Here is an 18608-nt window from a genome sequence, read left to right as displayed (position 1 = left end):
AAAAGATCAATCGAAAATCCGCATGGCGGCATCCACGACCGACGACATATCCTCCCGTGAGGGGCCGGTCTTGCCGACAACCCGCATTCCATACAGCAAGCAGAGTGCCGTCTTGGCCAGAACGTCCGCATCGCCCCGACCCGTAACAGAGCCATCCGCCTGCCCTTCCCGCACAAGGCGGGCCAGTATCTTCTCGCGCGCCTCGATGGCGCTCCTCACCACGCGCGCCACATCGGCATCCAGCGACGCCAGATCGGCGGCAGCCCCGACGATCAGGCAGCCCTGTTCACCGGACGAGCCCGCCGAGTTGCCGGCATAAAACTCCATCGCCGCCCTCAGCCTCTCGCGGCCGTTTTCCCCGGCCTGCACCTTGGCCTCGAACCGCTTCGTCTGCACCAGCTTGTAGCGCTCGACCGCAGCGATATAGATATCCTTCTTGTCCTTGAACGCCTTGTAGAGACTACCCTGCGTCAGTTCCATCGCCTCCGTCAGATCGCCCACCGAGGTCGCATGGAAGCCACGCTCGGAAAACACACCAATCGCCCTGTCGATAGCGGCATCGACATCGAACTCGCGCGGTCGGCCGCGCTGGCGATTGGGTAATGGCGAGGAGGCAATCTCTGTCATGGATCGAGATATAGGAAATGATCGTTTCCAAATCAAGCAAAAGTTTTCAGCCTTCGTCATGGAACGGCCTCCTCACAGAGAATTCCCCTTGTCAAAAACGCCACAGAACGTTCCCGATTTGGGAATTTTCTTGCCCGAGCGTGCCCTTTGTGTTACATGGTGATGCATGCAGATCATCGCCAAATCGACGTTGAAGGCCTTTTGGGAGCAACACTCCCAAGCTGAAACTCCGCTGAGGACGTGGCATGCAATTGTCAGCAAAGCGGACTGGACTGGCCCCTCGGATGTAAAGGCCGCATTTGGCGCTACGGTCGATTTTGTTTCGGACAACAGGATCATATTCGACATCGCGGGAAACAAATATCGACTGATCGTGCATGTTGCTTATGCGTATAAACGGGTCCTGATAAAATTCATCGGCACCCACAAGGAATATGACAAAATCAACCCGGAGACAGTGTAATGGATAACATTCGCGCCATCAGGAACAATGATGACCTCGCATGGGCCATTGCCGAGGTCTCACCCTACTTCGATAATCCGCCGGAACGGGGAACGCCTGAAGGGGAACGCTTCGATATTCTGGCGGCTCTCATAGAGGCCTATGAAGATACGTACTACCCGATCGATGCGCCTGAACCGGTGGAGTTAATAAGGTCGCATATGGAGATGACCGGGCGGACACAGTCGGATCTCGGCGCGCTTTTCGGCTCCCGCTCTCGCGCATCTGAAGTGCTGAACAAGAAGCGCGCCCTGACCGTAGACATGATCTATAAGCTTCATAAGGAATGGGGCATTCCTGCAGATTGTCTGGTGAAGCCCTATCATCTCGCAGCCCAGCAAAGGGACGTGGCGTAAGTCAGAGTACCCCCGTTGTCGTGGAAGCGATCATAACAGGGGCACGGCAAACCAGGACGGTGAGCGCCCTAGCTTGCATCGCAGTTGCCTATCATGCAGCCCTGCGGCCGAACCTGAAATCCCGGCCAGAACGAACGACACGTGCCGGGAGAAGAGCCAGCACCTCGGTAGCGAAGAGCCGCACATTCTCCAGCGCCTTGTCGACATTGCTGACCTTCTGACAGTCGAGCGCGGCAATCGTGCCGCCGTGGTCGAAGATGTCGCGGAAGGCAGCACGTTCGGCAATCGGTGTGTTGAGCACACGCACGTTGCGGCTTTCGAGCAGCATCTTCACCTGAAGCAGCGCACGCGTGCTGACCATGGCGTTGACGCGCGTCAGCACGACGGAATGATCGATCTTTCGGCCCATCTTCGCGTCGAGAAATGCCAGATGGTCAAGCACCTCCGCTGCACCACGGGCGTCCATGGCGGAACCCTGCACAGGGATCAGTACATGATCTGAAATGCCGAGCGCCATCGTCAAGAGCGGGCTCTTGGTGCCAGGCAGATCGATGATGAAACAGTCGGTATTGGACCGGTTCTCACGGATATGGCCTTCCAGCGAGGCCATCGTCACGTTTGATATGACGCTGAGATTGTTGATCGAGCCGGAGATTTCAAACCAGTGCGAAATCCAAAGCTGCGGGTCGGCATCGAGAACGGTGACGCGGTGGCCTGTGCGGGCCAGTTCCGTTGCGAGCAGAAGAACCGCAGTGGTCTTGCCGGCCCCACCCTTTGTGTTGGCGAATGTGATGACTGTCATGGTGACCCCGAGATGTCAGAGCCTTTGTAATGCGATGCTCTGGAATGCACCGAAGCATGGTGCTTGAGAGAGTGTTAACCAATATGGTTAACAAATTGGAAACACCTCTGAAGCACATCATCTTAGGCCGATACCGGTGACAAGGGTCAGTCGCCGCGGCGCGCAGCCTCGATCCTTGCCACATCGATTTTCTTCATCGTCATCATCGCCGCGAAGGCGCGCTTGGCCTCCCGGCCGCCTGCAGCCAACGCTTCGAGCAGCGTGCGCGGCGTGATCTGCCAGGAAATGCCCCACCGGTCCTTGCACCAGCCGCACTCACTTTCCTGCCCGCCATTGCCAACGATGGCGTTCCAGTAGCGGTCGGTCTCCTCCTGATCGTCGGTTGCGATCTGGAAAGAAAAAGCTTCGCTGTGTTTGAAGGTCGGGCCACCATTCAGGCCGATGCAGGGAATTCCTGCGACGGTGAATTCCACCACCAAAACGTCACCTTGGCTGCCACTCGGATAATCGCCCGGCGCACGCGTAACTGCGCCAACCGAACTGTCCGGAAAAGTCTCGGCATAGAACCGTGCCGCAGCCTCGGCGTCTTTGTCGTACCAGATACAGACCGTATTCTTGCTCATGATCCTTCCTCCCGTGGAAGAAAGGATCGTAGCGCGTTTATGAGAATATGGCGATATTGGAGGATGGAGCCTGCACTTTGGTACCGGCAGGAAATGGACAAGGCGGGACGCGTGACGTCCCGCCTCCATCAATCAGAAACAAGCCTCGAACAAGGCCTTGGTGTTCTCCAGCGTCATCTCGACCGGGTTGCCACCGCAGCTCGGATCTTTGATCGCCTCAGCTGTCAGCTCGTCGATCCGATCCGGCTTGATGCCCATGGCCGTGAGATTGTCCGGCACACCAAGTTCCTTGCGAAGCTCCAGCACGTAATCGTAGAAGCCGTCGAACCCACCTTCGATCCCGAGATATGCAGCCGCACGCACGATCTTGTCTTCGATCGCCGGACGGTTGAAGCGCAGCACGGCAGGCATCACCACAGCATTCGTCATGCCGTGATGGGTATTGTAGACAGCGCCAATCGGATGCGACAGCGAATGAATCGCGCCGAGACCCTTCTGGAAGGAGACCGCACCCATGGCGGCTGCCGTCATCATGTTGGTGCGTGCTTCAATATCCGTGCCGTCCTTGTAAGCCCGAGGCAGGAACTCCTTGATCAGCCGCAAGCCTTCCAGGGCAATACCCTGGCTCATCGGGTGATAGAAGGGCGAGGAATAGGCTTCCAGGCAATGGGCAAAAGCGTCCATACCGGTGCCCGCGGTGATGACCTTCGGCATGCCAACGGTCAGGTCCGGGTCGCAGATGACGACGCCCGGCAGGAATTTCGGATGGAAGATGATCTTCTTCACATGGGTCTTGGAGTTGGTAATGACGCTCGCGCGTCCCACTTCCGAACCCGTTCCAGCCGTCGTCGGCACCGCTACGATCGGTGCGATCCCATCGGAATTGGCACGCGTCCACCAGTCGCCGACATCTTCAAAGTCCCAGACCGGCCGCGTCTGCCCGGCCATGAAGGCGACAGCCTTGCCGAGATCAAGGCCCGACCCGCCGCCGAAGGCCACGACGCCATCGTGACCGCCATCCTTGAAGGCCTTCACACCCGCCTCGAGATTGATCTCGTTCGGGTTAGGATCGACGTCGGAGAAGATCGCGCGGCCAAGTCCATTCTCGTCAAGAATATCCAGCGCATGGCCGGTGATCGCCATGCCGGCAAGACCGCGATCCGTGACCAGAAGCGGCTTCTTGATGCCGAGCGTCTTGCAGGCATCCGCCAGTTCCTTGATGCGGCCACGCCCGAGCTTGATGGGGGTCGGATAGCTCCAGTTTGCGACGATGTTCATTTCGTGACTTTCTTCAGATGGTATGATTTTGGACGTGTCAGGTTCTGGAAGCCGATGACGGAGAGCGAACCGCCGCGTCCGGTTTCCTTGACGCCTGTCCAGCAAAGCGCCGGATCGAGATAATCCGCACGGTTCATGAAGACGGTGCCCGTTTCGATCTCGCGGCCGATGCGCCCTGCCCGTTCGGCATCCTGGGTCCAGAGCGAGGCGGTCAGGCCATATTTGCTGTCGTTCATCAGCCGGATGGCTTCCTCGTCATTCTTCACCTTCATGATGCCGACAGCCGGGCCAAAGGTCTCTTCCGTCATGAACTCCATGGAGTGATCGACATCGATCAGAACTTGCGGCGCAACATAGGCGCTCTCGCCGTCATCAGCGGCGAAGAGCTTCGGATCGACGAGCGCCTTGGCACCCTTCGCAACCGCGTCGGCCAGTTGCTGGCGCACCACCTTGGCGAAACGCTTGTTGGCCATCGGCCCAAGTGTCGTTTCCTGCTCCAGCGGGTTGCCAAGCTTGTAGTTCGAAACCCAGGCAACGGACTTTTCGACAAAGGCCTCGTAGAGCGCTTCGTTGACATAGATACGCTCGATGCCGCAGCAGCACTGACCGGAATTATAGGTCGCACCATCCATCAGCGTATCGACCGCCGCATCGAGGTCGGCATCTTCCATGACATAGCCTGGGTCCTTGCCGCCAAGCTCCAGTCCAAGACCGGTAAAGGTGCCAGCCGCCGCGCGCTCGATGGCGCGCCCGCCTTCCACCGATCCGGTGAAATTGACGAAGTTGAACAGCCCTTCTGAGATCAGTGCAGACGTTGTCTGGTGATCGAGGAAGACATTCACAAACACATCATCGGGAACACCCGCCTCGACAAAAGCGCGCACCATGCGCTCGCCGACAAGAAGCGTCTGCGCCGCATGTTTGATGACGACGGTATTGCCGGCCATCAGCGCTGGCGCCACCGTGTTGATCGCCGTCATATAGGGGTAGTTCCAAGGCGCGATGACGAAGACCACGCCATGCGCTTCGCGCTCGATGCGGCGTTCGAAATTGCTACTCTCCTCGATCACAAGCGGCGCCAGTGCGTCGGCGGCAATCGAGGCGACGTAATTCGAGCGTTCGTTGAAGCCTTTGAACTCCCCGCCATAGCGAACCGGGCGGCCCATCATGTGGGCCAGTTCCGGTACCACCTCATCCACCATTTCGTTGAGGCGCGCCACGCCCTTCAACACCAGTTGAACGCGTTCTTCCAAAGGGCGGCGTGCCCACGCTTTTTGCGCAGCCCGCGCCTTCAACACAGCGCCGCGCGCCGCATCCAGCGACATCGCCTCCCGTTCGGCATAGACCGAGCCGTCGATCGGCGAGATATTCTGGATCATGACCATGATATGTTCCTAGCCTGTTATGCTCTTTCGAAACCGCGCGCGACTTCCCAGTCGGTCACGCGGCGATCATATTCTTCCTGTTCCCACTTTGCAGCACGCACATAGTGGTCGATCACGTCGTCCCCGAAAGCTCCGCGCAGCATGGCGGAACCGTTCAGGTGATCCGTGGCGTCGCGAAGCGTTTTCGGTATCTCCCGAACTTCCTTGCCACCATAGGCGTCGCCGACGAATTGCGGCTCAAGTTCCATCTTCTTCTCGATGCCGTCAATGCCGGCCGCAAGCAGTGCTGCCATGGCAAGATGCGGATTGAGATCGGAGCCACCCACACGGCACTCGATGCGAATGCCCTTGGTGCCATCGCCGCACAGACGATAGCCGGCCGTGCGGTTGTCCATGCTCCAGACTGCCTTGGTCGGCGCAAATGTGCCGGCCATGTAACGCTTGTAGGAGTTGATATACGGCGCAAGGAAATAGGTGATCTCGCTGGCATGCGCCAGAAGCCCCGCCACATAATGCTTCATCATCTCAGACATGCCGTGATCAGCATCCTTATCGAAGAACTTCGATGTCTTGCCATCCAGGCTCCAGAGAGACTGGTGAATGTGCGAGGAGCTGCCAGCAGCGCTATAGTTCCACTTGGCAAGGAAAGTCACGGACTTGCCCTTGGACCAGGCGATCTCCTTGGTGGCATTCTTGATGATGGCATGGCGGTCGGCCATGGTCAGTGCGTCGGCATAGCGCACGTTGATTTCTTCCTGACCGGCGGACGCTTCGCCCTTGGTGTTTTCCACCGGAATGCCAGCCCCTTGCAGACCGTTGCGGATGGCGCGCATCACCTCTTCTTCCTTGGTGGTCTGGAAGATGTGGTAATCCTCATTGTAGGCGCTGGCCGGATTGAGGTTGCGATAGCCGCTGGCACGTACCGACTCGAAACTCTGGTCGAAGAGGAAAAACTCAAGCTCGCTTGCCATATAGGCTTTTAGCCCCATGGCCTCGAGCCGGGCCACCTGGCTTTTCAGCATCGCACGCGGCGAATGCGGGACTTCGGCATGGGTGTGATGATCATAGGCATCGCAGATAACCAGCGCTGTTCCTTCCAGCCAAGGCACCCGACGCAGCGTCGCCATGTCCGGCTTCAGCGTGTAGTCACCGTAGCCTTTCTCCCAACTCGTGGCTCTATAGCCGGGGACGGTCTCCATCTCCATGTCGGTGGCGAGCAGATAGTTACAGCAATGCGTTTCATCATACGCACTCTCGACAAAGAACTGCCCTTGGAACCGCTTGCCCATCAGGCGACCCTGCATATCCACGAGGCACGCCAGAACCGTGTCGATGCGCCCTTCGGCGACATCCTTCTTCAACTCGTCGAATGTGTAGGTCGTCATGATCTCGTTGTTCCCTATGTTGGTTTTTGTCAAAGGGCGGCCCTAAGAGCGCCGCCCTTCTCTTTTTGATCTTCAGGCTTTCGCGGCAGAAGCTTTGAGTGCAGCCTGCTTGTGCTCCATCGCAAACTCTTCCTCCGGCGAGAGGATCAGGCGATGACGACCGATGATGGCGAAATAGGCGATCGCCACGGCAAACCAGATCGCCACCCACAACACACCCTTGGTGAAGTTCGGGTCCTGCACCTGATAAAGCAGTGTCACGACGGCGATGATGATGGTGAGCACCGCACCTGGAACGCCAAGCGGCGAACGGAATGGCCGTTCGATATGCGGCAGGTTCTTGCGCAGCAGAATGAAGGAGATCGCCTGCATGATGTAGGAGAACATCGCGCCGAACACGGCCATGTTCAGCAACACGCTGCCGATGATGCTGCCGCCCTGCTCCGCACCGAGTGCGAACCAGATGATCATCATGACGCCCAATCCGACGATCGCACCCGTTAGCATGGCGACATGCGGTGTCTTGAACTTGGCATGGGTGATGGACAATGCTGTCGGGAAATAGCCAGCGCGAGAGAGCGAATAGATCTGCCGCCCCTGCGCATAAAGGATGGTGTGGAAGCTGGCGATGAGGCCGGTCAAAGCCACCAGACCCAGCAACACCACGCCGCTATCGCCATAGACCGCCTTGAAGCCATCCAGCAGCGGCTCCAGCGCCGAACTGAGGTGGAATGCGCCGACGCCGGGAAGCGATGGATTGAGCAGCACGATCATGAAGGCGGAAACCATCAACGTGATGATGCCGAGAATGATGCCCTTCGGCATGTCGCGCTTGGGATCGACCGACTCTTCGGCTGCGAGCGGCAACTGTTCGATCGCCAGGAACAGCCAGACGGCAAATGGAAGTGTCGCCAGAACGCCGGAAATGCCGAACGGGAAGAAGGAGCCATTGCCCTCCGGCAATTCGACCGCCTTGCCATCCGGCCCGACGCCGATATTCAGCGCCCAGCGGGAGAAATCGATATTGGGAATGGCGCTGATCCAGAAAAACACCAGAACGCCGAGCGAAATCAGCGTGATGACCAATGTCACCTTGAAGGAGAGCTCAAGTCCGAAGACGTTGAGCGCCAGGAAGATGATGTAAAACAACACCCACAGAAGCGGCGAATAGGCCGGATCGAGCCCTAAAATGGAATTCACATAGGCCGTGATGAAAGTGACGATGACGGCGGGGGTGAGAACATATTCGACATTTTCGCAAAGCCCGGTAATGAAGCCGCCCCAAGGCCCCATCGCAGTCCGCGCAAAAGAGTAAGCCGCACCGGTGTGCGGCAACGCCGGGCTCATTTCCGCAATGGAAAAGGTCAGGCCCAGATACATGATGGCGATGATGATACCCGCCACCAGCATGCCGCCCCAGCCGCCGGTCGCAAAGCCGAAATTCCAGCCGGAAAAATGTCCGGAAATGACGGCGCCGACGCCGAGCGCCCACAGCGACCAGACGCCCGCGTAACGCGATAGTCCACGCTTTTCGAAATAGGATGCGTCCGCCTTTTTATAGCTGACGCCGGATGATGAACTGTCCATGCCTTGTCTCTCCTGATCAAGAAAAAAGCAGGCAGTCAGCCGGATTGGCCGATTTTGCCCCAGTTCGGCTGGCGGGACCTTCCCACCGGCCGCATGCATCTGCTGTTCCCTATCCCGTCTGGCGCGCGCCATTTTTGGCGTTCTGGACCACACGGCACATTATTCTTCGGCAGGGTAACCTGCCGACATCCAAGTCTAGTCTCCTATGCTGGCAAGCGCTCTTTCGAGGCTTTCCCCCAAATAGTCGGCAGCGGCACGCTGTCCCGCCTCGTCTGCGATGAGATCGTTGCGAACTTCGATCATCACATTCAACAGACCTTCCGGCAGCGCGTGCAGACGAAGCGTGTGGGTTACGCCGTCCTCCGGCCCGTAGGGCTCATTGCGCTCAACCTTGAAAGAGGCGCCTTCCCGGTCGGCGAGCATCGCATCGGCCAGACGCGAGTCCCTGTCATGCAGGATGCCGATTTCCACCTCGCGCACCCGCCCATGATAGACCGGCGTAAAACTGTGAATGGTCACGATGACACTCTCAATGCCGAGGATCTTCCTCTTTTCGACGAGGCTGGACACGGCTTCATGGAACGGGACGTAGAGGGCGGCAGTTCGGAGAAACCGTTCGGCCTCATCCAGATCGGCGTTGCCCGGAATGTCATAGATCTCGCTTACGACCGGCATGGCGGAGGCCGATTCCGGTGGACGATTGCAGTCATAGATCAGCCGCGAAAACCGCTGGAAAACGAGCGCTGCATCGAGCTTCTGAGATAAAAGACGCGCCACCGCGAGCGCGCCGGGGTCCCAGGCAATGTGGCTCGACAAGACATCCTCGGCAAGACCGAGATCGCCATAACGGGCGGGAAGCGTTTTCGAGGCGTGCTCGCAGACGAGCAGCACCCGGCTTTTCCCCATTTCGTTTTCCACCGCGACTGCGTCACCTTCGTCGGCGTGGAAAAATTGCGAACGAACCGTCATGGTCGTACCCCATCTGGTTTTGCCGTTCCCCAACGACGCGAAGAGAATTCTTCACATATCCCGAAGTGTCAAATGGATTTTTGAAATTTTCTCTTCATTTTTCCGATTGACTTCGGCGTGACTGCGTATCTTAATCTTGCGCAAAACCCGGTGACAAAACCGGAAAAGGGGAAGAATTTGAGCAACACGTCGTCTGCGACGGTGTCGGAGGTCATCCAGACCCACTATGAGGGTTTGACGCGCGCCGAAAGGCAGCTCGCGGAGAGCCTGCTCGCGAATTACCCCGTGTCCGGCCTCGGCAGCATCACAACTGTCGCGGAAAATGCTGGCGTCTCCACCCCGACCGTTGCCCGCATGGTGCAAAAGCTTGGCTACAAGGGTTACCCCGAGTTTCAGGCAAGCCTTCACCAGGAGCTCGAAGCCACCATTTCCAACCCGATTGCCAAGCATGACAGATGGGCAAGCAACGCGCCGGGCTTGCATATCCTCAATCGCTTCGCCGCTGCCATCACCAACAATCTGCGCGACACGCTGAGCGATCTGGACACGGCCGATTTCGACAATGCGGCCGCATTGCTTTCGGACCGGAAGCGCGGCATCTATTTCGTCGGTGGGCGCATCACCGGCGCGATTGCGGAATATTTCTTCACCCATATGCAGGTCATTCGCCCGAAGACGGCGTTGATGTCATCCAACTCCAGCTCATGGCCGCAATATATGCTGAACATGAGCGCCGGCGACGTGTTGGTGATCTTCGACATCCGTCGCTACGAGCAGGATATGGTGACGCTCGCCCAGGTGGCGCATGACAACGATGTCAGCATTCTTCTGTTCACCGACCAGTGGACATCGCCTGTCTCCCGCTTTGCCAAACACACCTTCCGGGTGAAGATCGAAGCGCCTTCGGCATGGGACAGCTCGGTCGTCACCCTCTTCGTCGTCGAAGCGTTGATCGAGGCGGTGCAGAGCAATGGATGGGACGAAACTCGCCAGCGCATGAACGCGCTTGAAGGCCTTTTCGAACAGACACGCCTGTTCAGAAAACCCGATCGAGGGTGACAAGCCGGACGATCGAAACCGACTGAGGGACAAAAGGGAGAAGACGCAAGCAGAACGACAAATGTCGCACACACCGCAACATGACAAAAAAGTGACGTAATGATGGCGAGGAGGCCCAAACGGGGCTAGCGTGACCGCGATGAGCACCCTTACAACCGTCACATCACATTCATGCAAGCCACGTACAGCGTCCGCCGACGCATGAGACACGAAGAGGAGAACTAAAGTGATCTCGCACAGCCGCCGACTGCTTTCGCTTACCACCGCAATCGTGCTTGCCACCACGGCAATCGCCACGGCAGCACCAAGCGAAGAACTCATCGCAGCTGCCAAGAAAGAAGGCATGCTGACGACCATCGCCCTGCCGCACGACTGGTGTGGATACGGCGACGTCATCGCGTCTTTCAAGGCTAAGTACCCGGAAATTCAGGTCAACGAGCTGAACCCAGACGCGGGCTCGGCCGACGAAATCGAAGCCATCAAGGCCAACAAGGACAACAAGGGCCCGCAGGCGCCTGACGTGATCGACGTTGGTCTGGCCTTCGGTCCGCAGGCAAAGAAGGAAGGCCTTCTGCAGCCTTACAAGGTCTCCACCTGGGACGAAATTCCAGACAACGTCAAGGATGCCGAAGGCTACTGGTACGGCGACTATTACGGCGTCATGTCCTTCTTCGTGAACAAGGACCTCGTCAGCAATTCGCCGAAGGACTGGTCTGATCTTCTGAAGCCGGAATATGCCGGCCAGGTTGCGCTTGCTGGCGACCCACGCGCCTCCAACCAGGCGATCCTCGGCGTTCTCGCCGCTGGCCTCTCCACGGGCGCCAAGGACGGCAAGGAAGCTGGCGAAGCCGGTCTGAAGTACTTCGCAGACCTCAACAAGGCTGGCAACTTCGTTCCCGTCATCGGCAAGGCCGGGACGCTTGCTCAGGGCGCAACCCCGATCGTGATTGCCTGGGACTACAACGCTCTCGGCTGGGCAAAGACCCTGAACGGCAACCCGCCAACCGAAGTCGTCGTTCCTGAAAAGGGCGTTCTGGCTGGCGTCTACGTGCAGGGCATCTCCGCCTATGCACCCCATCCGAATGCTGCGAAGCTGTGGATGGAGCACCTCTACTCCGACGACGGTCAGCTCGGCTGGCTCAAGGGCTTCTGCCATCCGATCCGCTTCAACGCGCTTGCCAAGGCCAACAAGATTCCGAAGGACCTTCTCGACGCCCTGCCGCCTCCGGCAGCCTATGAAAAGGCCACCTTCCCGACGCTGGACGATGTCGATGCCAACAAGGCAGCGGTTACCGGCGGCTGGGACAAGGTTGTCGGCGCGAACGTCAAGTAAGACGTAAAGACCAATGGCCGCCCCGGCATGAAAACTCCGGGGCGGCCTGCTGCATATAAAGAACGAGACCGCGATGATCGCGGCAGTGGGGACAGCATGTCATCAGCAGATACTGGCACAGCACTGCCGGTGAAACGGCGCTATCGGCCGAAGCTCGAATGGCTCGGCATTTTGCCTTTTGCCATTTTTGTCCTGCTTTTCTTGATCATGCCGACGATGAAGATCGTCATCGGCGCGTTTCAGAGCCCGGACGGCAGCTTCACCTTTGACAACATCATCGGGCTCTTCACGCCCTCCATTCTCGCGGCCTACTGGATATCGATCAAGATCAGCGTTGCCTCGGCGGCGCTTGGCTGTCTGATTGGTTTTGCCGTGGCCTCCGCCGTCGTGCTGGGCGGCTTGCCGCAGAAAATCCGCGCGCCGCTTTTGACCTTTTCCGGTGTCGCGTCGCAATTTGCAGGCGTGCCGCTCGCCTTCGCCTTCATTGCCACACTCGGCCCGGTCGGCCTCGTCACGCTGTTTCTCAAGACCCAGCTCGGCATCGACCTGCGCGTGATGGGCTTCAATATTCTGTCCTTCTGGGGCCTCACGATCACCTATCTGTTCTTCCAGATCCCGCTGATGATCCTCATCATTACGCCGGCGCTCGACGGCCTGAAGCGCGAATGGCGCGAGGCGGCCGAAATTCTCGGCGCCAGCGGCTGGCAATATTGGCGCATGGTGGCGTTTCCCATCCTGCTGCCGTCAATCCTCGGCACCTTCTCGCTTCTCTTCGCCAACGCCTTTGGCGCCGTCGCAACCGCGATTGCGCTCACCGGCTCCTCGCTCAACATCGTCCCGATCCTGCTCTTCGCCCAGATTCGCGGTGACGTTCTTGGCAACCCCAATCTCGGCTATGCGCTGGCCTTCGGCATGATCATCGTCACCTGTATCGCCAATACGCTTTACATCTGGATGCGCACGCGCAGTGAGAGGTGGCTCAAATGAAGCGGATTTTTGCCTGGGGCGCCCTCCTCTTCGGCATCCTCTATTTTGCCCTGCCGCTGATCGGCATGACGAACTTCTCGCTGAAGATGCGGCGCGGCGTCTACTCCTTCGACGCCTATGCCGTGGTCTTGAGCGACCCACGCTTTCAGGAGACCTTCACCTACTCGGTCATCATGGCGCTCGTCACCATCGTCTTCGGCGTGCTGCTGGTGGTACCAACCGCCTATTGGGTGCGGCTGAAACTGCCGACGCTGCGCCCCGTGATCGAATTCATCACGCTGTTGCCACTCGTCATCCCCGCCATCGTCATCGTCTTCGGCTATATCCGCCTTTACAACACCTCCAGCTGGCTGCCTCTGACGGGTACGACCTCCGGTACCAACCTGCTGTTGATGTTCGGTTACACGACGCTCGCGCTACCTTACATGTACCGCGCCGTCGACACGGGCCTGCGCACCATCGATATCGGCACGCTCACCGAAGCAGCGCAGAGCCTTGGCGCTGGCTGGACCACCATTCTTGCCCGGATCATTTTGCCGAACGTGCTGGTGGCTGTTCTTTCTGGCGCCTTCCTGACCTTTGCGATCGTCATCGGTGAGTTCACCATGGCAGCGCTTTTGAACCGACCGGCCTTCGGCCCCTATATGCAGCTTCTCGGCGCAAATAGAGCCTACGAGCCCGCTGCCCTTGCCGTTATCTCCTTCGGCATCACCTGGGGTTGCCTCGGTCTCATCCAACTCGTCTCCCGCTACCAGAAGGGCGCGCCTCCCAAGGCCTGAGGATTTTACATGAGCTTTTTGACACTCACGCACATTAAGAAGTCCTTTGGTCCGGTGCAGGTCGTGCATGACTTCAACATGGCCATCGAGAAGGGTGAATTCGTTTCCTTCCTCGGCCCATCCGGTTGCGGCAAGACGACGGTCCTGCGCATGATCGCAGGCTTCGAGACGCCAAGCGATGGCGCCATCGTCATTAATGGTAAGGACCAGACGACACTTCGACCCAATCAGCGCAATATCGGCATGGTGTTCCAGGCCTATGCGCTGTTTCCCAACATGAATGTCCGCGAAAACGTTGCCTTCGGCCTCAAAGTCGCGGGCAAGCCAAGGTCGGAAATCGATGCGCGCGTCAAGGAAATGCTGGCGCTCATCCATCTTGAACATCTGGCAGACCGTTATCCCTTCCAGATGTCCGGCGGCCAGCAGCAGCGCGTTGCGCTGGCCCGCGCACTGGCGCCAAAGCCGGAAGTCCTGCTTCTCGACGAACCGCTTTCCGCACTCGACGCCAAGATCCGCGTGTCGCTTCGCGAAGAAATCCGTCAGATCCAGCGCAAACTTGGCATCACCACCATCTTCGTCACCCATGACCAGGAAGAAGCCCTGTCAATTTCCGACCGCATCGTGGTGATGAATGCCGGCCGCGCCGACCAGATCGGCTCGCCCTTCGAGATCTACAACAACCCTGCCACTCGCTTCGTCGCCTCCTTTGTCGGCACGCTGAACCTGATCGATGCCACTGTTGTCGATGCAACGACGAGCACGATTCTGATCGGCGATCAGAAAGTATCGCTGCAAAAACCGCTTGCAAAAGCCAATGGTGAGAAGGTCACCGTTGCGCTTCGTCCGGAAGCGGGATCACTTGCAGAAAGCGCCAAGGGCGATGTCGCCATTTCCGGCGTCGTTACCTCAAGCCACTTCCTCGGCTCGGTCATTCGCACCCGTCTCGATGTCGGCGGCAGCGTGCTTTCCTTCGACATGTTCAACGATCCCGGCACGGCGCCACCTGCCATTGGCGAGAGGATCACGCTGCACTTTGCATCAGAAGATTTGATGATTGTAGCAGAGTAGCGCACTGTTTCGGGGCCGAAAAACCGGGTAACTCCGGGCCAGATCAGGAGGCACCTATGCGCGCATTATTCTACGAACGGTTTGGCGAAGCTCCGAAAATTGCGAGCCTGCCGGACCCTGAACCCACGCCGGGCGGCGTGGTAATTTCAGTCAAGGCCACCGGTCTGTGCCGCAGCGACTGGCACGGCTGGATGGGTCATGACAGCGACATCCACCTGCCCCATGTGCCGGGTCACGAATTCGCAGGCGTGATTTCCGCCGTCGGCAAGAATGTCATGCGCTTCAAGGTCGGTGACCGCGTCACCGTTCCCTTCGTCTCCGGCTGCGGCCACTGCCAGGAGTGCCGCTCGGGCAACCAGCAGGTTTGCGAAACGCAGTTCCAGCCGGGCTTTACCCACTGGGGCTCCTTCGCCGAATATGTCGCGATCGATTACGCCGATCAGAATCTCGTCCATATGCCGGATGAGATGAGCTTCGATACCGCGGCAAGCCTCGGCTGCCGTTTTGCCACCTCCTTCCGCGCCGTTGTCGATCAAGGTCGCCTTAAGGGTGGCGAGTGGCTCGCGGTTCACGGCTGCGGCGGTGTGGGCCTTTCCGCCATCATGATCGGCGCCGGTCTCGGCGCGCAGATCGTCGCGATCGATATTGCCGATGACAAGCTGGCGCTGGCCAAGGAACTCGGCGCCACCGTCACCATCAACAGCCGCAATGTTGCCGATGTGACCGAAGCGGTGCGCGATGCGACCGGCGGCGGCGCGCATGTCTCCGTCGATGCGCTCGGACACCCGCAAACCTGCTGCAACTCCATCAGCAATCTCCGCCGCCGCGGTCGCCACATTCAAGTGGGCCTGATGCTGGCCGATCATTCCATGCCGCAGATCCCGATGGCACGCGTCATTGCCCATGAGTTGGAAATCTATGGCAGTCACGGCATGCAGGCCTGGCGCTATGACGATATGCTGGCAATGATCCGCACCGGCAAGCTTTCGCCGCAAAAGCTTATCGGCAAACATATTTCGCTGACCGATGCCGTCACTGCGCTACCCGCCATGGACAGCTTCAAGGACAGCGGCATCAGCATCATCAACCGCTTCGAGTGAGACCCATGCAGATTGACGTCATCGACAGCATCAGCGATCCCGGCAAGCCAGAGCGCGCCAACGAAGATCGTCTGGCGTGGAATGCCTCCAGCGCATTCGTCGTCGATGGCGCAACCGGCCTCGGCGACCAGCAGTTCATGACGGGTTTCGGCTCCGACGCCGCATGGATTGCCGAATTCGCTGCCAAGCGCCTGATGAGCGAGGTTACGCCTGAGGCTGATTTCGCAGAGATCGTCCGCCGCATCTCGCACGATGCAAGGATCAGCTTCGAGGCCTTGGCCGGCGATCAGCCGCGCTATGCCTGGCCGGTCGCGGCACTCGCAGGCTTGCGCCTCATCCCAAACGGACTGCAATTTGCAGGCCTCGGCGATAGCGTCGTCTACATTCTTCACGATGACGGTCGCGAGGAAGGTCTGATGGCGCTCCCCGACGCCTTCGAGCGCGAGCAGGCCGCCGCCCGCGCCCATGTCGCGCGTCTGGGGGGCATCGGTGCTGCGGGCATGGCAACCAGCGATCCAAAGACGCTCGCCGATCTTCGGCGAAACCGCGAACGACAGAACACGGCAGACGGCACCGTCTGGTCCTTGAGCCTCGTTCCTGAAACGGCTGACCACATCGCCACCGCGACGATCGACATCGCCGGCGGCGCTACGGCCATTATCTGCTCCGATGGGCTGGCCGACCTTGTCAGCCTTTACGGGCAGTACACGCCGGGCTCCCTCATCCGCCGCGCCGTCACCGCGGGTTTGCCGAGCTTGATCAAGGAGCTTCGCCAATTGGAGCGGGAGATCGATCCAGAAGGCCTGAAATACCCGCGCCTTAAACAATCGGACGATACGACTGCCATCCTGTGCAGGATCAACTAAAGCATGGTCCGCGCAAAAGTGTGCAGCGGTTTTGCGATAACGACATGCGGTAAAGGGACCAACTCAAGCGCAAGGAGCGAATCTTGAAGATTGCGACACGCGTTAAAAGAGCCTGTGACATCTGCCGACAAAAGACTTGAATTAGCGGCGGCTATACCGCATGGCACAGGGAACGATCCCTGAAAGAAGAAACCGCTCATGTCTCCCACCACGACCCCGGTTCCCGCCCGCGCGCTGAATGCGCAGGATTACAGAACGCTTGGCCTCTCCGCGCTTGGCGGCGCACTGGAATTCTACGACTTCATCATCTTCGTCTTCTTCGCGACCGTGATCGGCCACCTCTTCTTCCCGCCGGATATGCCCGACTGGCTGGTGATGATCCAGACCTTCGGCATCTTCGCTGCCGGCTATCTCGTGCGTCCCATCGGCGGCATCATTCTTGCGCATTATGGCGACCGTTATGGCCGCAAGCGCGTCTTCGCCTTCTCGATCCTGCTGATGGCGCTCTCCACGCTCGGCATGGCGCTGATGCCGACCTACGCGACGATCGGCGTTGCAGCCCCTATCCTGCTCATCGTGCTTCGCATGCTTCAGGGTGCGGCCATCGGCGGCGAGGTTCCCGGTGCCTGGACCTTCGTGTCTGAGCACGTTCCCTTCCGCTACGTCGGCCTTGCCTGTGGTCTGCTGACCTCCGGCCTGTCTTTTGGCATCATGCTCGGCTCGCTCATCGCCTTTGCCATCAACACCATCTTCACGCCGGAAGACGTGTCTGGCTATGCCTGGCGCATCCCCTTCCTCATCGGCGGTATCTTCGGCCTGATCGCCGTCTATCTGCGCCGCTGGCTGGAAGAAACGCCGATCTTCACGCAGATGAAGAACTCCAGATCGCTCTCAGACAAGCTGCCGCTCAGCCTCGTCCTGAAGAACCATATGCGCGGTGTCGTGGTCTCGGCGCTGCTCACCTGGGTGCTGTCCGCGGCCATCGTCGTCACGACGCTGATGACGGCAACCTTCCTGCAGAAGCTTTACGGCTACACGCCGACGCAAGCCCTGGCAGGCACGAGCTTCGGCACGTTGTTCCTGATCTTCGGCGTGATCATCGCCGGCGCGCTGATCGACCGCATCGGCAGCGGCATCTTCTTCATGGGTGCCAGCATCTTCTTCGGCGTCGCCACCTTCACCTTTTACAGCTATGCCGGAACGTCGCTCACCACGATGTTTGCGCTTTATGCGGTGATGGGTCTCTCCGTCGGTATGGCGGGTGCGGTGCCCTATGTAATGGTCCGCGCCTTCCCGGCGTCGGTCCGCTTCTCAGGCCTCTCCTTCGCCTACAACGTCTCCTACGCCGTCTTCGGCGGCTTGACGCCAATTGCGGTCAGCTCAGCGCTTGCGATCAACCCCATGGCGCATGCCTGGTACCTGGTCTTCATCGCGGTGCTTGCCTTCTTCATCGGGCTTTATCTTCACCTTCGCGGCAGCGCCGTGGAGAGCCATGTGGGCGTGGAAGAACTGGCGACGCTTGAGGGGCGGTAACAACGCGACAGAACGGGAAGCGGCGCGCATGGCGCCCCTCCCCACCAATCATGCGGCAGCCGGGATCTTCAAAGCCGAGCCGAGCTTGTAGCCGATGAACGCTGCCACCAGAATGATCCCGATCGTCCAGAACAGGGGCTCGCCGGGCAGCACGACGCCATAGAAATCGACGTGGCTGTCCATCCTCTTTCCTTGCGAAATCATGGCATCGACCTGCGCAGGTGTCGGGGCACCGGCGATAGGCCGTCCGTCGAGCGTCGTCACGATATTGTATCCCGGCAACCCGGTCAGCAGGAGACCGAAGAAGGCGAAGATGATCGTCGAGAAGACCGGAATGACCCCGTTTCGAATAAAGCGCATATGTTTCCC

Annotated in this window: 19 protein-coding genes; 10 read left to right on the top strand and 9 right to left on the bottom strand. The window is 59.0% G+C overall.

Features of this window, described 5'->3' with window-relative positions; genetic code table 11:
* Window positions 1-6 precede the first annotated feature (6 nt).
* Window positions 7-627, bottom strand: coding sequence for a TetR/AcrR family transcriptional regulator (locus ACTJKV_RS07685; protein WP_112521416.1), 621 nt, complete (start codon window positions 625-627; stop codon window positions 7-9).
* 166 nt (window positions 628-793) lie between these two features.
* On the opposite strand from ACTJKV_RS07685, the gene ACTJKV_RS07680 reads away from it, so the two are divergent.
* Complete coding sequence (locus tag ACTJKV_RS07680) at window positions 794-1090, top strand: type II toxin-antitoxin system HigB family toxin (protein ID WP_062426487.1); 297 nt, start codon at window positions 794-796, stop codon at window positions 1088-1090.
* On the top strand, window positions 1090-1485 hold the full coding sequence (locus tag ACTJKV_RS07675; protein WP_274102157.1) for a helix-turn-helix domain-containing protein: 396 nt from the start codon (window positions 1090-1092) through the stop codon (window positions 1483-1485). The genes ACTJKV_RS07680 and ACTJKV_RS07675 overlap by 1 nt, the downstream gene beginning before the upstream one ends.
* A gap of 91 nt (window positions 1486-1576) precedes the next feature.
* On the opposite strand, the gene ACTJKV_RS07670 is transcribed toward ACTJKV_RS07675, so the two are convergent.
* The 7 genes from ACTJKV_RS07670 to ACTJKV_RS07640 form a co-directional block, all read right to left on the bottom strand.
* Window positions 1577-2287: a ParA family protein gene (locus tag ACTJKV_RS07670; protein WP_062598612.1), complete on the bottom strand. Its 711-nt coding sequence runs from the start codon at window positions 2285-2287 to the stop codon at window positions 1577-1579.
* Window positions 2288-2433: 146 nt separating this feature from the next.
* Window positions 2434-2910 (bottom strand): VOC family protein, encoded by a 477-nt coding sequence (locus ACTJKV_RS07665; protein WP_274102155.1) that lies wholly within the window; start codon window positions 2908-2910, stop codon window positions 2434-2436.
* A gap of 132 nt (window positions 2911-3042) precedes the next feature.
* A complete protein-coding gene (locus ACTJKV_RS07660; protein ID WP_274102153.1) occupies window positions 3043-4188 on the bottom strand; it encodes an iron-containing alcohol dehydrogenase in 1146 nt (381 codons plus the stop codon).
* Entirely contained in the window at window positions 4185-5573 is a 1389-nt protein-coding gene (locus tag ACTJKV_RS07655; protein ID WP_274102152.1) for an aldehyde dehydrogenase family protein, read from the bottom strand. The genes ACTJKV_RS07660 and ACTJKV_RS07655 overlap by 4 nt, the downstream gene beginning before the upstream one ends.
* A 17-nt stretch (window positions 5574-5590) precedes the next feature.
* Window positions 5591-6958: a glutamine synthetase family protein gene (locus tag ACTJKV_RS07650; protein WP_062426482.1), complete on the bottom strand. Its 1368-nt coding sequence runs from the start codon at window positions 6956-6958 to the stop codon at window positions 5591-5593.
* Between the two features lie 72 nt (window positions 6959-7030).
* Window positions 7031-8545, bottom strand: coding sequence for an amino acid permease (locus ACTJKV_RS07645; protein ID WP_112956747.1), 1515 nt, complete (start codon window positions 8543-8545; stop codon window positions 7031-7033).
* 195 nt (window positions 8546-8740) lie between these two features.
* On the bottom strand, window positions 8741-9514 hold the full coding sequence (locus ACTJKV_RS07640) for an N-formylglutamate amidohydrolase (protein WP_274102150.1): 774 nt from the start codon (window positions 9512-9514) through the stop codon (window positions 8741-8743).
* Window positions 9515-9691: 177 nt separating this feature from the next.
* On the opposite strand from ACTJKV_RS07640, the gene ACTJKV_RS07635 reads away from it, so the two are divergent.
* The 8 genes from ACTJKV_RS07635 (at window position 9692) to ACTJKV_RS07600 (ending at window position 18239) form a co-directional block, all read left to right on the top strand.
* Complete coding sequence (locus tag ACTJKV_RS07635) at window positions 9692-10573, top strand: MurR/RpiR family transcriptional regulator (protein WP_062426480.1); 882 nt, start codon at window positions 9692-9694, stop codon at window positions 10571-10573.
* Window positions 10574-10799: 226 nt separating this feature from the next.
* Window positions 10800-11906 carry an ABC transporter substrate-binding protein gene (locus ACTJKV_RS07630; protein WP_062426479.1) on the top strand — a complete coding sequence of 369 codons (1107 nt, stop codon included), beginning with the start codon at window positions 10800-10802 and terminating at the stop codon, window positions 11904-11906.
* Between the two features lie 96 nt (window positions 11907-12002).
* Complete coding sequence (locus tag ACTJKV_RS07625) at window positions 12003-12893, top strand: ABC transporter permease (protein ID WP_062426478.1); 891 nt, start codon at window positions 12003-12005, stop codon at window positions 12891-12893.
* Window positions 12890-13672 carry an ABC transporter permease gene (locus ACTJKV_RS07620; RefSeq protein ID WP_062426477.1) on the top strand — a complete coding sequence of 261 codons (783 nt, stop codon included), beginning with the start codon at window positions 12890-12892 and terminating at the stop codon, window positions 13670-13672. Before ACTJKV_RS07625 ends, ACTJKV_RS07620 begins: the two co-directional genes overlap by 4 nt.
* 9 nt (window positions 13673-13681) lie before the next feature.
* A complete protein-coding gene (locus ACTJKV_RS07615; RefSeq protein ID WP_062440456.1) occupies window positions 13682-14740 on the top strand; it encodes an ABC transporter ATP-binding protein in 1059 nt (352 codons plus the stop codon).
* Between the two features lie 56 nt (window positions 14741-14796).
* Entirely contained in the window at window positions 14797-15840 is a 1044-nt protein-coding gene (locus ACTJKV_RS07610; RefSeq protein WP_274102149.1) for a zinc-dependent alcohol dehydrogenase family protein, read from the top strand.
* A gap of 5 nt (window positions 15841-15845) precedes the next feature.
* Entirely contained in the window at window positions 15846-16706 is an 861-nt protein-coding gene (locus ACTJKV_RS07605) for a hypothetical protein (protein WP_274102148.1), read from the top strand.
* A 198-nt stretch (window positions 16707-16904) separates the two neighbouring features.
* Window positions 16905-18239 (top strand): MFS transporter, encoded by a 1335-nt coding sequence (locus ACTJKV_RS07600; protein ID WP_274102147.1) that lies wholly within the window; start codon window positions 16905-16907, stop codon window positions 18237-18239.
* A 48-nt stretch (window positions 18240-18287) separates the two neighbouring features.
* Here the strand turns inward: ACTJKV_RS07600 and ACTJKV_RS07595 are convergent, their stop codons facing one another.
* Complete coding sequence (locus tag ACTJKV_RS07595; RefSeq protein ID WP_274102146.1) at window positions 18288-18599, bottom strand: hypothetical protein; 312 nt, start codon at window positions 18597-18599, stop codon at window positions 18288-18290.
* Between the last annotated feature and the right edge of the window lie 9 nt (window positions 18600-18608).

It is taken from the genome of Agrobacterium sp. 22117 (assembly GCF_052045735.1).
Taxonomy (GTDB): domain Bacteria; phylum Pseudomonadota; class Alphaproteobacteria; order Rhizobiales; family Rhizobiaceae; genus Agrobacterium; species Agrobacterium cavarae.
This window is presented reverse-complemented; position numbering and strand designations above follow the sequence as displayed.